At 57.6% G+C, this 13,435-nt stretch carries 10 protein-coding genes and 2 pseudogenes; all 12 read left to right on the plus strand.

Annotation, left to right across the window (positions count from 1 at the left end; genetic code table 11):
* Window positions 1–40: 40 nt before the first annotated feature.
* A pseudogene (locus AC3WLF_RS20025) lies at window positions 41–307 on the plus strand (sugar phosphate nucleotidyltransferase); the annotation flags it as partial.
* A pseudogene (gene rfbC / locus AC3WLF_RS20030) lies at window positions 304–853 on the plus strand (dTDP-4-dehydrorhamnose 3,5-epimerase). The pseudogenes AC3WLF_RS20025 and rfbC, both read left to right, overlap by 4 nt.
* A 1,206-nt stretch (window positions 854–2,059) precedes the next feature.
* Window positions 2,060–2,608: a GDP-mannose 4,6-dehydratase gene (locus tag AC3WLF_RS20035; protein WP_492358702.1), complete on the plus strand. Its 549-nt coding sequence runs from the start codon at window positions 2,060–2,062 to the stop codon at window positions 2,606–2,608.
* A 173-nt stretch (window positions 2,609–2,781) separates the two neighbouring features.
* Window positions 2,782–4,197 carry a mannose-1-phosphate guanylyltransferase/mannose-6-phosphate isomerase gene (locus AC3WLF_RS20040; protein WP_492358703.1) on the plus strand — a complete coding sequence of 472 codons (1,416 nt, stop codon included), beginning with the start codon at window positions 2,782–2,784 and terminating at the stop codon, window positions 4,195–4,197.
* 1 nt (window position 4,198) lies between these two features.
* A complete protein-coding gene (locus AC3WLF_RS20045) occupies window positions 4,199–5,020 on the plus strand; it encodes an ABC transporter permease (RefSeq protein ID WP_492358751.1) in 822 nt (273 codons plus the stop codon).
* Between the two features lie 2 nt (window positions 5,021–5,022).
* Window positions 5,023–5,796 carry an ABC transporter ATP-binding protein gene (locus tag AC3WLF_RS20050; protein WP_492358752.1) on the plus strand — a complete coding sequence of 258 codons (774 nt, stop codon included), beginning with the start codon at window positions 5,023–5,025 and terminating at the stop codon, window positions 5,794–5,796.
* A 55-nt stretch (window positions 5,797–5,851) separates the two neighbouring features.
* Window positions 5,852–7,234, plus strand: coding sequence for a phenylacetate--CoA ligase family protein (locus AC3WLF_RS20055; protein WP_492358753.1), 1,383 nt, complete (start codon window positions 5,852–5,854; stop codon window positions 7,232–7,234).
* Window positions 7,231–8,808, plus strand: coding sequence for a polysaccharide deacetylase family protein (locus AC3WLF_RS20060; protein WP_492358704.1), 1,578 nt, complete (start codon window positions 7,231–7,233; stop codon window positions 8,806–8,808). Before AC3WLF_RS20055 ends, AC3WLF_RS20060 begins: the two co-directional genes overlap by 4 nt.
* Window positions 8,805–9,926: a non-hydrolyzing UDP-N-acetylglucosamine 2-epimerase gene (gene wecB, locus AC3WLF_RS20065; RefSeq protein ID WP_492358705.1), complete on the plus strand. Its 1,122-nt coding sequence runs from the start codon at window positions 8,805–8,807 to the stop codon at window positions 9,924–9,926. The genes AC3WLF_RS20060 and wecB overlap by 4 nt, the downstream gene beginning before the upstream one ends.
* The gene (locus AC3WLF_RS20070; RefSeq protein WP_492358706.1) at window positions 9,919–11,160 is read left to right on the plus strand and encodes a glycosyltransferase; all 1,242 of its coding nucleotides are present in this window, start codon (window positions 9,919–9,921) and stop codon (window positions 11,158–11,160) included. The genes wecB and AC3WLF_RS20070 overlap by 8 nt, the downstream gene beginning before the upstream one ends.
* 13 nt (window positions 11,161–11,173) lie before the next feature.
* Entirely contained in the window at window positions 11,174–12,142 is a 969-nt protein-coding gene (locus AC3WLF_RS20075) for a glycosyltransferase (protein WP_492358707.1), read from the plus strand.
* Window positions 12,143–12,199: 57 nt separating this feature from the next.
* Complete coding sequence (locus AC3WLF_RS20080; RefSeq protein WP_492358708.1) at window positions 12,200–13,345, plus strand: 2-deoxy-scyllo-inosose synthase; 1,146 nt, start codon at window positions 12,200–12,202, stop codon at window positions 13,343–13,345.
* Window positions 13,346–13,435 lie beyond the last annotated feature (90 nt).

Here is a 13,435-nt window from a genome sequence, read left to right on the forward strand (position 1 = left end):
ATGATATCCCGCTAACTAGGCGGTAAACGAATGCAACATTTATCTGCAAGCCGGTCGACTGAATGTCGAGATCATGGGGCGGGGCTATGCGTGGCTGGATACCGGCACGCATGATTCATTGTTGGACGCCGCCAGCTTTATTGCCACGCTGCAGAAGCGGCGGGGCCTGATGGTAGCTTGCCTCGAAGAAATTGCCTACCGCAACCGGTGGATCAGTGCCGCCAAGGTTGCCGAACTGGCCGCGTCACTCGACAACAGCGGCTACGGCAAGTACCTGAGGCAAATCCTCGCTGCTCCAGTTAAATGAAACTCATAGTCACACCCACCGCGCTGCCAGATGTGCTGGTCCTCGAACCTCAGGTATTCAGGGATGAGCGCGGCATTTTCATGGAAACCTTCAACGCGCGCGCGTTCGAGCAGGCGACCGGCATCCGCTGCGCCTTCGTCCAGGACAATCATTCCTGTTCCGCGCGCAATGTGCTGCGGTGCCTGCACTATCAGGTGCAGCATCCCCAGGGCAAGCTTATTCGGGTGATCGCGGGTGAGGTGTTTGACGTTGCAGTAGATGTCCGGACCGAGTCACCGACATCTGGCAAGGGTTGGCATGATGATCTCGGCGGCAAACAGGAAGCAACTCTGGGTACCTGAAGGCTTCGCGCATGGTTTCCTAGTATTGTCCGAGCAAGCCGAAGTCCTATATAAAGCGACTGACTATTGGTATCCGGAGCATGAGCGGGCATTGTTGTGGAGGGATCCGGCAATAGGGGTCCGCTGGCCTCTCTGCGGCGAGCCGGTGTTAGCGCCGAAGGATGCAGCGGGCAAATTGCTCGCTGAAGCGGAGGTCTTCCGCTGAGCTCAATCTGATAGTGGTGAGTTGGGCACTTGATGGCGGTCCAACAAGTTTGTCAATTGGTCGTCCTGCCCCCAGAGCACTCGATCCAGCTAGTGAGTGTATCGAACAGAGTCTATTTTTGTGGAGCATGAGGCATATTTATAGGGCGGTGTTAAGCATCGCCCCCGCGGCGGGCCGGCAGCACGACGGTGATCCAGTGCTTGGGCACGGCCCCGGCCAACCGGCCCGGCGCTGCCATCAGCTAACCAATATGTCGTCCCTGCCGTGGCGGGGGCGACATATTCAGGCCCATGGTCCACAATATTGCCCATACGCCGCCTGGGATGGCTATGCGCTGAGCAGGATCGCGCGAGGCGGCCGCAGTCAGGTGACCGCCCCAAGCGCACTGTCCATATCCAGCTCCGTCAAGGCCTAGTCGAGCGACTATGCCCAGACAGATCACGGGCACGTTTTCGGTGCGCCGTCCCGGCAATCGAACTACAGCACAAACGTGTCGGGCGCCCTATCCAGATCCTCCCCTGGTTCTGAAGTCGATCACATGTTCGGCCGTGCGGTAGCGTAGTCGGGTGCAGGCGTTGCCAAGTCCCGTGTCGCTCGAAGTTCCGTTGGCCATTTGGCCAGCGGTCCGCGGCGTTGCCAAAGATGTTGGCCACGAGGCCTTGCCAGCTGGCCTTGTGAGTATTCTTCGACCTTGCAGGGGAGATCGATGACCTGCGCGTCGGTTCACTGGCGGAGATCGCCGGCGTGGATGAACAAAATTTACTGGCCAGCAAGACCAGCAGGTAATGGCATAACCAGGTGAGCAAGTCCTCACAATCTTGAGGCGGAGCGGAAGTCCTCGAGGGTGTCGGACCTTTCTTGTGGTCGGCGACCGGCGAGCAACGACGGCGTGGAGGTTGCCATGGCATGGAGGGCCGGCGTGCGAGTGGACTCGGATTGCCTAAGGTGATGCAAGGGATACTATTTTTGTTGCCATCAGAAGGCAAGGAAACTATTTCGCTTCTATTTGTAGTTTTGTGACCGATATAAGGGGGTGCGGTTACATGAGGCTACAAAAAGAGCGTAGGAGGGCGTGGGACGAGGCATTCCGTCGGATAGAATACCGCCACTTCTGCAGGCACTTAACGCCCGCCGTCCTGAAGGGGGACAAGGTGGGCGCCCGGCTTTTGTCGGGGCATCGAAACATATCGAGGCAAGGAGCAAGTTTTGTCGCATATTTCGGTCACAGGAGGTGCTGGGTTCATCGGTGCCAATCTTGTTCTTGCGTGGTTGTCTGATAGGCTGGCGGATGACGTTCTCAACGTCGATATGCAGCTGACGTCCGCGGGCAACGACAAGGTCCTGGCCTCGCTGGATAGCGACGAGCGGTACATTCTTTCGCAGGCGAATATTTGCGATCGTACTGCCTTGGACGAACGCTGCGCTGCCCGCCAGCCGCCGGCTGTAACGCATTTCCCGGTGGAAGGCCACGTCGCCTTGCCCATCCTTGGCCCGGGCAAACTCATCCAGCCTGAGATCGTCGGCACGTTCACGCTGCCGGAAGCCGCCCGCGCCTATTGGGGCAGCCTGGATGAACTCGAAAAATGTGAGCCGGCGTTACGCCATCTGCCGACAACAAGCGCCGGCAGTGGCGGCAGGAGGGCATTGCTCATGGATTTGTGGTCACGCCGAACTCAGCGGCTCTCCCGTATAGAACGACGGGCCGCTGGTATGCGCGGCACAAGCGTGTGCCCGTATGAAATGGCCCCTCCCTGAGGATAGGCTGGCCGATTTCCGATGCGCCGATCTTGACGATCAAGGATGCCGATGGCAAGACGCTTGCCGAGGCTGAATCTCACGTCGCCGCATTTGGCAGCGCCTGAAATGTCTCAGCTTCTGAGTTCAACCTATGCCGGCGCGCCTAATTAACAATCTATTGCGAGGAACCTGTGAATCTGATCCCAATCATCCTATGTGGCGGCGCTGGTTCGCGCCTCTGGCCCGTATCCCGAGAGTCGCATCCGAAGCCCTTTATCCGTCTTGGGGACGGGCAAAGCCTACTGCAGAAGGCTTTCCTAAGGGCCGCTGCATTGCCAGGAGTCAAGGAGATCCTCACGGTCACAAATCGGGACCTTTTTTTCAAGGTTGCTGACGAGTATCGGGAGGTAAATCGGGACGACTGCGCAACGTCATTTATCTTGGAACCGTTTGGCCGCAATACTGCCGCTGCCATCGCCTCTGCCGCATTGCGTGTGTCGAAGGCGCACGGCCCGGAGACGTTGATGCTTGTCCTTGCCGCCGATCACCTCATTGCGGATCAGGAAGCTTTTTCCACGGCGGTGAATACTGCAAAGAACCTTGCCGGTGATGGCAAGGTTGTTACGTTCGGTATTCGGCCGGAGACGCCGGAAACCGGTTACGGCTATATCGAAGCGAATGGCAATACGGTATTGCGGTTTGTCGAGAAGCCCACACTTGACAAGGCCAGGGAGTATCTCGAATCAAACCGCTTTCTCTGGAACTCAGGAATCTTTTGCTTCACCGCCGGGAGCATTCTGCGAGAACTGCAACAGCACTGTCCTCGAATTCTTGAGACAACGCAGGCGTGCCTCGAGCGGTCCCGCGTGGCCGAAGGCAAGGGCTGGGTTCAGATCGAACTTGAAGCTAAAACTTTCGGCGCAGTGCCGGAAGATTCGATCGACTATGCGGTGATGGAGAAGTGTGAGCAGGCTGCAGTCGTTCCTTGCAGTATTGGATGGAGCGATATTGGTTCATGGGCTGCGGTCGGAGATCTGGTCAGTCCGGATGGCAATGGAAACAGGGTCGAAGGTGAAGCCCTCCTGCATGATGTTTCCAATTGCTATTTGTCGAGCAACGATCGGCTTATTGGCGCAGTTGGGATAGACAACCTCATTGTGATTGACACGCCTGACGCCCTGCTGGTGGCGAACCGGGATCGCGCACAGGACGTCAAGCATGTCTATTCGGAGTTGAAGGCGCGCGGCCATGAGGCGCATAAGCTGCACCGTACAGTGCATCGCCCATGGGGCACTTATACGATCCTGGAGGAGGGGCCGCGTTTCAAGATCAAGCGCATCGAAGTCAAGCCTGGTGCCAGCTTGAGTCTACAGATGCATCATCACCGCAGTGAGCACTGGATCGTTGTCAGCGGCATGGCAAAGGTGGTGAACGGCGATCAGGAGTTGTTTGTAGCCACGAATGAGTCGACCTATATTCCGGCGGGGCACAAGCATCGGCTTGAAAATCCTGGTGTGGTCGGTCTCGTGATGATTGAGGTGCAGAGCGGTGAATATCTTGGAGAAGATGACATCGTTCGCTTTGAAGACATTTATGGCCGTGCCTGAAATGGAAATTACAGCGGCTCGCCGGCTGGACGCCGATCTGGCCCAGCACGGCGGAAACAATGACCTCCTGATGGGTATCTGCGCCACGCGTATATGGGGCACGCTGGGGTGGCACGATATACGGCAGCGCTATCGCCGCTCCGTCATCGGTCCGTTCTGGTTCACGCTCAGTACGGCATTGATGGTTGCAGTGCTCGGTGCGCTCTATTCGACATTGCTGAATCAGGAGATTCGCGACTATCTGCCTTATCTCGCCGTTGGACTTGTTATATGGCAATACCTGGGTACCGTGGCAAATGAGGGCTGCATGGCTTTCATCGGCTCGGCATATCTCATCAAGCAGATGCGGATTCCGTTGACCATCCATGTATGCCGTATTGCCTGGCGCAATTTTGCGATCTTGCTGCACAGCTTGCCGGTCGTGGTTATTCTGCTTTTTGGGTTTGGTCACTGGCCAACATGGGAGTTCTTGCTCGTCCCGGTTGGGCTGGGGGTGCTTTTGTTGCACGGAATATGGGTAGGGGTGACACTCGGCATCCTGTGCGCGCGGTTCCGCGATATTCCTCCGATCGTTACCAACCTTATTCAGGTTGTATTCTTCTTTACGCCCGTCATGTGGTTGCCGGAAATCCTGAAGGATCGTGCCTGGGTTGCCGAGTACAACCCGCTCTACCATCTGATCGAGACGGTTCGGGCACCGATCACGGGTCGCCCTATTCATTGGGAGTCGTGGGCCTGGTCACTTGGCCTGCTGGTATTTGGCTTCGCACTGGCCCAATTCCTGATGCAGCGTTTCCGTAATCGGGTACCTTACTGGCTCTGAAAATTGTGACTTCATCGATTGTTGCCAAGGAAATTTCGGTCGAGTTTCCGATTTACGAGAATTCCCATCGCTCGCTAAAGAAGGCGGTGCTGAATCTGACCACTGGCGGACGCATTGCGCAGGATGCAGGGCGGCACGCTGTCGTTACCGCGCTTGACCGACTGAGTTTCCGGTTTTCAGACGGCGAGCGGATTGGCCTGCTTGGCCACAATGGCTCGGGGAAGACGACGTTGCTGAGAACCTTGTCCGGAGTCTATGCGCCGGTGCGGGGCGAACTCCACATGCGAGGCAAAGTCGCATCGCTGCTTGATGTGTCGATGGGGTTGGACCCCGACGCCACGGGCTTTGAGAATATCTACCTGCGCGGCATCATGGACGGCCTGAAGCCAGCCCGTATTCGCAGCAAGATAGACGATATTGCTGAATTCAGTGACCTGGGTGAGTACCTGAATCTTCCGGTGCGAACCTATTCCAGCGGCATGATGCTTCGGCTTGCTTTCGCTATTTCCACGAGCGTCGAAGCCGATATTCTCATCATGGATGAATGGCTGAGCGTAGGCGATGCGGAGTTCAGCGCGAAGGCAGCCAAACGGCTCGAGATGCTCGTTGGTGCTGCCTCTATTCTGGTGGTGGCGACGCATGATCCCGCGCTCGTCGAGCGCGTATGCTCACGCAAGATCAGTCTCGAGCATGGAAGGATCATTGCGGACGAGCAGGTGTTGCCCAAGATCACGGAAGCGGTATCTGACCAAGCAGCGTCATATTCGTCCCAATAAACGTATCGCGGGAAGGCGAGAGTCTCTCCGCCTGACGAGTCATATCAAGTTGAAGATGCGAGCAGACCATCCCTTACTCCTTTGCGGCGAATCACTGTTTCGGTACCAGCCTTTCAAGACAATCAAAGGCTTTGCCGGCGCCTATATTGCCTATCCCATAGCTGAAAGCAGAGAGAAGCGGAGTGTACTGCCCAAGGTAGCCGAATTGCGGGGGCATTATTCGCTGCCGTTTGCGCAACGCCGTCAGGTTGCCTTGCAGCGACTCACCGATATTCTGCAGTTCGCTGGACAACAGGTGCCGTATTATCGCGATCTGTTCCAGGCCAAGGGATTTGATCCTGTCAAGGCAGGGAAAGATCCTCGCTACCTTGAGGACCTGCCTTACCTGACAAAAGACATCATCCGCGAACAAGGCGCGCGGCTGTTTTCCCGACCCCTGGAGCAAGGCAGGCATTACGCGTGCAAGACTGGCGGGTCGACTGGGCTGTCCTGCACCATCTTCTACGATCAGGAGGCAGCCGATCATGCCTCGGCGGTCACGTTTTACGCACGCCAACGCGCGGGCAAGCGGCGTTACCTTACCGAACTGCATTTCGCCTGCCGCTTCCCCGATGAAACTGTGCCGTCGTGGCCATCGCGCGAAGATTTCAAATGCTTCGCAATGAACCGGAGCAATATCTTCTTCGATCGAATCGACGACGCAGGCCTTGAAGAGATTTGGCAGACGCTATTGCGGAGGCGGCCATTTCTGGCGCATGGACATCCTTCGACGATGTATGCGCTGGCTTGCTACATCGAGCGCCGCTATGGCGGTGGCAAGGCCTTTGAGGTTTTCGAGTCCAGCGGGGAGTTGCTTGAGGAGGGGGCGCGCAAAGTCATTGAGCGTGCATTGCGTTGCCGCGTGATCAATCGCTACGGCTTGGCCGAGCTTGGCGTGATGGCATACGAGCTGGATGGCCAGGAAGCCGGGTTCCAGATCCTTGAATCTGAGGGATGGGCTGAAAACCGCCGCCTGGATGGCGATGTTGACGGGGCGAATGAACTCGTCTTCACCGGTTTTCGCAATCGCCTCATGCCATTGATCCGCTATGCCACCGGCGATCTTGCTCGTGTCGAAGAACGCGATAGCGGTCACTTCCTGACCGATGTGGTGGGGCGTATTCATGACATCGTGCCGATCAACGGCACCGCGCATGCGACTCACCATATCCAGGACATGCTTGACCACCGTGTGGGTGGCATTCAGGAGTTCCAGATCGACCTTCGGACGTCGCCGCCCACGTTGCGCATTGTGCTTGAACCCTGGGCAAGCAAGGAGGAGACGACAAAGAAGCTGGAAGGGTACTGGAAGGACGCCTTCACAATTGCCTTTGTCGGCCACGACGACCTCCTGCGCGTGGGTCGTCGTGCCAAGTTCCGTCACGTGGTGACTGCATGATCGGTGTACTTTTTCCTTCTGCAGCAAGCCGGGCGGGCGAGCTCGTACTGGCTGCCGTGCGTCGGTCGGTGAGTGTGAGCCAGGCACAGCGGCTGTCACGCAGTGCCTTGCGTTCGCTTTCGACCTCGATAGTGGTGGCGGTGGATGTACCGGACGAGTGGGGGGAGGATCTCCTGGATTGGATGGACCAGGGCAGGAACAAGCTTATTGTCTTGGGCCGCATGCCGTCCGCAATTGCCCACCGGCTCGATTGTCGCCTGGCTGAATGGTCTATCGATCTCCCCGGAGCGGCCCGTAGTGAACCGGCGCCCAGCCGTAGCACAAGCCAGAGCCGCGCAGCCGTGAGCTATCAAAGGCTGGTCTGCGAGCTTGGTGGGAAACAGGTAGTCCGGCCCTTCGAACGCTTTGATTTCACGGACGAATGGAACAACCTTGGCTACGGTGCCATTCGCTTCGACGGATCAATCTGGGGGGTGGCTCAAGCGCTCGATGTGCCAGCCGGGATTGAGCTGGCTTCGGTGTGTGTTGATGGCGAGCGTCACCTCTCGTACGCCGCGCTATGGCAAAGCGAGCATTGCAGTCTGCTCTGGTTCAATCGTGCTGTGGGGCCTATCGACTCGTTTGAATGGCGGTTGGTCGAAAACTTCTTGTCCTCCCACCGCGCTAGCGTGCTGCCCTGTCAGCCTGTTCTCAGCGAAATTCCGTGGGGATACGACACGGCGATTACATCGCGGCTCGATTGCGATGAAGACATTGAATCTGCACGTCCCTTGTGGAATTTGTATCGGCGGCTCGGCGTACCTTTCACGCTCGCGGTGCATACATCGAACCTGAGCAAGCCGGAGCACCATGGCATCCTGCGGGATCTGGTGGTCCAAGGCGAGGCCGTGCTGTCGCATACTGCAACCCATGCTCCGAACTGGGGTGGAAGCTACGAGGCAGCTCACGGCGAGGGCCGCGAATCGGCAGATCTGTTGCAGGCCGTGACGGGCATCCCAGTACGCTATGCAGTCTCTCCGTTCCACCAAAGTCCGGGATATGCGCTGCAGGCGCTGGCGGACGCTGGTTACGCCGGCTGCATCGGTGGCATCATCCGCAACGATCCCGAGTTCCTGCTGGCGCGTGGCGGCACGCTCGCGGACATGCCGGTGGGATTCGTTGGCCATAGCCAGCAATGCATGCTGCATGGCGACTGCATGCTCGATGCTGGCGACCCGCTTGCGGTCTTCAAGGAGGCGTTCGAACTGGCTTTCGAGAGCCGGACGTTATTTGGCTATCTGGACCACCCGTTCTCCGACCGCTATCAGTATGGCTGGCCTGACGAAGCAGTTCGTACTGAGGCTCACGAGCAATTCATTGCCTATATCCGAAGCCGGGCCGTCAAGCCGCTGTTCTTGCACGAAGAAGCCGCGATGGACTTCCTGCGGTGCAAAGCGGCTGCCGAAGTCGTTGCCGAGGCGGGTGAATACCGCGTGACGCTTCCTTCTGTGCCCACGGCGGATCCGGCACTGCGGCTGGCGATCGAGTTTCGCGGCGACTGCCAACCGGCAGAGGGCTGGAGGGGGCGCGCATGAAAGTCCTGGTGGTGATGGGAACGCGGCCGGAGGTCATCAAGCTGGCTCCCGTAATCAATGCGCTGCGCCGCCGCGTCGAGACGGTGGTCTGTACCAGTGGCCAGCATCGTGAAATGCTGGCGCAGGCGCTCGGATTCTTTGGCATCGAACCGGACATCGGCGTCGAGACCATGAGCCCGGGCAAGTCGCTCAATATCCTCTCGGCACGGCTTCTTACGGAGTTGGATGCGGTGCTGGAGCGGGTCCAGCCGGATTGGGTGCTGGTGCAGGGAGACACGACGACGGCCTTCTGCGCCGGTCTGGCGGCCTTTCATCGCGGCATTGCTGTTGGCCATGTCGAAGCCGGTTTGCGCACCGGAGACCTTGCCAGCCCGTTTCCGGAGGAGGCCAATCGGGTGTTGCTCGGCCGCATTGCCACGCGTCATTTTGCGCCGACAGAATCCGCCGCCCGCAACTTGCTCGGCGAGGGCATTGACGCAGCGCGAGTCGTGGTTACCGGCAATACCGTGGTCGATGCAATCGGCATGGTCCGCGACGCATGGCAGGGCAAGCCCAACAGCCTGTCGTTGCCGCGATGGGACGGCGACGAAAAGGCGCACGTGCTCGTTACATGCCATCGCCGCGAGAACTTCGGCGACGTGCTGGAAGGGATCTGCCGGGTCTTGCGCGATCTCTGCCGGCGCTATGCCCAGTACCAGTGGGTGTTTCCTGTTCACCTGAATCCGACGGTGCGCGGGCCGGTCATGAAGGCGTTGGCTGGCATCCGAAACCTGGCCCTGGTCGAACCTGTGGACTACCCCTCCAGCCTGTATCTGATCAGCCGAAGTGTGCTGGTCGTGAGCGACTCAGGAGGCATCCAGGAAGAGGCGCCGACGTTTGGTGTCCCGGTCGTGGTCATGCGTAGCCACACCGAGCGCCGTGAGGGCGTCGATGCCGGCTTCGCAACGCTGGCCGGCCAGTTGCCCGAGCGTATCGAAGAGGCTGCGATTGCATGGCTGGACGATGCACCACGCCGGCAAGCGCTGAAGACCCGGCAGAATCCGTATGGCGACGGCCTTGCCGCCCAGCGCATCGTGGCTAGCCTGACGGGCGAAGCGTTCGAGGTGTTCCGTGGGTGATGCACATCTGCCACCGGTGGCTCCCGGCGACTGCGTCCTCTTCTCCACAGCGGACTGGGACGAGCCGTACTGGACCAACAAGCAGCACACGGCGCGCATTCTCGCGGCGCGCGGGTGGCGCGTGCTATATGTGGAGAGTATCGGGTTGCGCGCGCCCAAGCTCTCCAGCGGCAAGGATTGGGGGCGGATATGGCGCAGGCTGTGGCGCGGACTGCGCTCCACGCTGATTGGCCCGCCGCAGCACGAACCGAATCTCTGGGTCCTTTCTCCCCTCATGGTGCCCGCAAAACACCACTGGCCGCTGGTGCGCCGCTTTAATCAGTCGCTGCTGCGCTGGGGCGTGGAACGATTCGTCAGGAAGCATGGCGGCAGTCCGCCATTGCTGTGGACCTATCATCCGTACATGCTTCCCGCAGTGCAGAATTTGGGACACGGGCCCGTGGTTTATCATTGCGTTGATGATCTCGCAGCGGTGCCTGGCATTGATGTGACGGCATTCCGGCACGCTCAACAGCAATTGCTGGAACGCGCTGATGCGGTTTTCACGACAGCCGTTGCGCTGCTGGAGCAGTGCCGTCCTTACAATGCGAACACCCACTTCTTTGCCAATGTGGTAGATGCGGATCACTTTGGCGCGGCGCTGCAGGCGGGGCCCGTCCCTGCCGATCTCGCCGCGATCCCGGGGCCGCGACTCGTCTACCATGGCGTCCTTTCGGATTTCAAGGTGGACTTCGCTTTGCTGCAGGCGGCGGCGGCCATGCGTCCAGACTGGCAGTGGGTGTTTATTGGCGAGGAACGCGAGGGCCAGCGCAGTGAACTGGTGGCATCGCTGCGCGGACGGCCGAATGTGCATTTCCTCGGTTACCGTAGCTATAAGAACCTCCCTGGATACCTGCGAGGCATGGACGTCGGTTTGTTGCCGACCTTGTTGAACGACTACACGCGTTCCATGTTTCCCATGAAGTATTTCGAGTATCTGGCGGCGGGCTTGCCGGTGGTGTCGACACCGTTGGACTTCACCCGACATCAGTCGGAGGGGCTGGAAATCGGTGCCGATGCAGCGCAATTCGTAGCAGCTGTCGAGCGGCAACTCGCGCGAGGCAAGCTCAGTCAGGCTGAGGTGAAGGCCTATGTCGGTGACAACACATGGGATGCCCGGACGCTGAAGATGCTCAAGTACGTCTGGCCGGAACACGGTCGCAACACGCAAACAGAATTGATCTCGGAACAATAAACCGGAGTATTGAATGAGTGATTCCCGAGTACTGATCACCACTTACCCTACCGCGTTTCTGCACCGCGGAGGCGGCGAGCTTGAGCTCGTTGACCTTCTGACGAACCTGCGGCAACTGGGTGTGCGTGCGGATATCTACGGATCGACCTCGCTGCCCTTGAGCAAGTACGACGTGATCCTGCATTACTCGGTGGTGCCGACCGGCATGGAGTTTGTCCGGGAGGTCAAGGAAGCGGGCAAGAAGCTGGTGCTGATGCCTAGCGTGTGGTGGGCGAAGGAGCCGGATACGCGCAATCTGGATTTCGCGGCCGAGTTCTTCCGGTTGGCGGATATCGTCGTGTTCAAATCAAAATCAGAGTACGAAAATGTCGCACAATTCGTACCGCTGCCAGCCTCCAAGGTTGCGTACTGCCGCTGGGGTATTGATTCGTGTTTTGAGGAGAAGATTGATGATGCTCTTTTCAAGGATTCTTACAAGCTAGGCGACTACCTCTTGAGTGTGGGCATTATTGAAGAGAGGAAGAATCAGCTATCCGCCATTCACGCACTGCGCGATTCGAAGACTCCGCTGGTATTTGTCGGTGACTACCGTGACCGTACTTACTACGAGGCCTGTGTTCGAGCCGCCCCGGGGCACTTCAAATTTCTACCGTACCTGCAGCCGAAATCGGAAATTCTCCGTTCAGCTCTACGCGGATGTAAGGCCTTTGTCGAAGTATCGTTGGAGCCGGCAGGATTCTCTGCATTCGAAGCCGGATTGGCTGGAGTGCCGATGGTACTGTCGGACGGGCCATGGACTCGAGAACATTTCGGCGATCTGGTGCATCGGGTGGATCCGGTATCGATTTCGTCTATCCAGCGTGGCGTGGAGGCGGCGTTGAGTATGCCCGTGTCGCCGCAGCTGCAAAGGAGTGTACATAACCAGCACTTGCTGCCACAGAGCCTCGAACCTCTGGTAAGGGTGTTGAAGCTGCGAACTTGACCTCGTCAAAAAGCCTAATTAACGCTGAGCGATATGTCTCGAAAAAAGTAGGACCAAATGAGCAAAACCAATCTGCCCCGTTCCTTCAATTTCCATGCTGAGCGGAGGCTCGACAGCGAGGTTATTGTCCAGAACGATGCCCTTCGGCACTTGGATAGCATGGGCGTACTTGACCATATCCGGAAAGAGTCAACACACCTGCTCGTGACTGATAAGAACGTCGAAAAGCTGTACCTGCGCACAGTTCTTGAATGCATTGAACGTTCCGGGCGTCAAGTTCGTACGCTCGTGGTCCCTGCCAATGAGGGATCGAAGAGTTTTAAATGGTATTCCCAGCTTGTGGAAGGGGCCTTGAATTATAACTTCGACAAGTATTCTGTAATTTTTAGTCTTGGTGGTGGTGTAGTAAATAATCTTGCCGGTTTTCTGGCTTCCACGCTATATCGTGGAATTGGGTTGGTGCATATTCCGACTAGTCTGCTCTCCCAGGTCGATGCAGCTATCAGTTTCAAGCAGGCCATCAACTTTGCGCATGGCAAAAATCTGATCGGGAGCTTCCATGCGCCTTCCAAAATCGTAGTCGATCCTTATGTTCTTCGTACACTGGACATAAGGTTTGTGCGCGATGGCCTTGCCGAGTCGATTAAGCATGCACTTTGCCATGACTCGGAATTTCTGAAGTATATATGTGCCAATAGCGAGCATTTGCTTGATCTTGAATTCCTTTCGGAAACGGTACTGCGTTCGATCGAGTTGAAGATGCAGGTGATGAGTGGTGACATCGAGCCGGATGAGACCGACTACAACGAGTCTATCAAGCATTATGGGCACGCTATCGGTCATGCAATTGAGCACTTATCTGGCGGTGAGATTTATCACGGTGAAGGGGTTTCGATAGGTATGTGCGTCTCTGCGGAGGTGGCGCTACTGCTCGGAATTTCCGACGAAGAGACGCTGGATGCCCACTATAACGTTTTCTCCCGTGTTGGCTTGCCTACTGTAGTCCCATTCGAATATTCGCTCGCGGACCTTTGGGAGCGGATGTGCTATGACAAGCATTTCCTCAACGGTCAATCTTATCTTGGCCTTGTGAGGACGGTCGGCGTGATGTCGCGAGTGGATGAAACCCACTTTGGCCACTACGTTGATAGGAGTGTAATTTTTGAGGCTATCGAGCGGAATCGTCATCGCGTGACATCTTGAGTAACTTGGCTATCATGGGGAATCGTCTACTTTTCTATGTATCCGGTCTCGATACATTCAATGGAACGGGGATACATAGAGTTGTTAAGG

Source organism: Cupriavidus sp. FW306-01-F10A (assembly GCF_058782785.1).

What these genes read in the sequence shown, in the direction of transcription:
- AC3WLF_RS20045 (WP_492358751.1), top strand. Translation starts at nt 4,199, where the DNA reads ATGGAAATTACAGCGGCTCGCCGGCTGGACGCCGATCTGGCCCAGCAC.
- AC3WLF_RS20055 (WP_492358753.1), top strand. Translation starts at nt 5,852, where the DNA reads ATGCGAGCAGACCATCCCTTACTCCTTTGCGGCGAATCACTGTTTCGG.
- AC3WLF_RS20060 (WP_492358704.1), top strand. Translation starts at nt 7,231, where the DNA reads ATGATCGGTGTACTTTTTCCTTCTGCAGCAAGCCGGGCGGGCGAGCTC.
- wecB (WP_492358705.1), top strand. Translation starts at nt 8,805, where the DNA reads ATGAAAGTCCTGGTGGTGATGGGAACGCGGCCGGAGGTCATCAAGCTG.
- AC3WLF_RS20075 (WP_492358707.1), top strand. Translation starts at nt 11,174, where the DNA reads ATGAGTGATTCCCGAGTACTGATCACCACTTACCCTACCGCGTTTCTG.
- AC3WLF_RS20080 (WP_492358708.1), top strand. Translation starts at nt 12,200, where the DNA reads ATGAGCAAAACCAATCTGCCCCGTTCCTTCAATTTCCATGCTGAGCGG.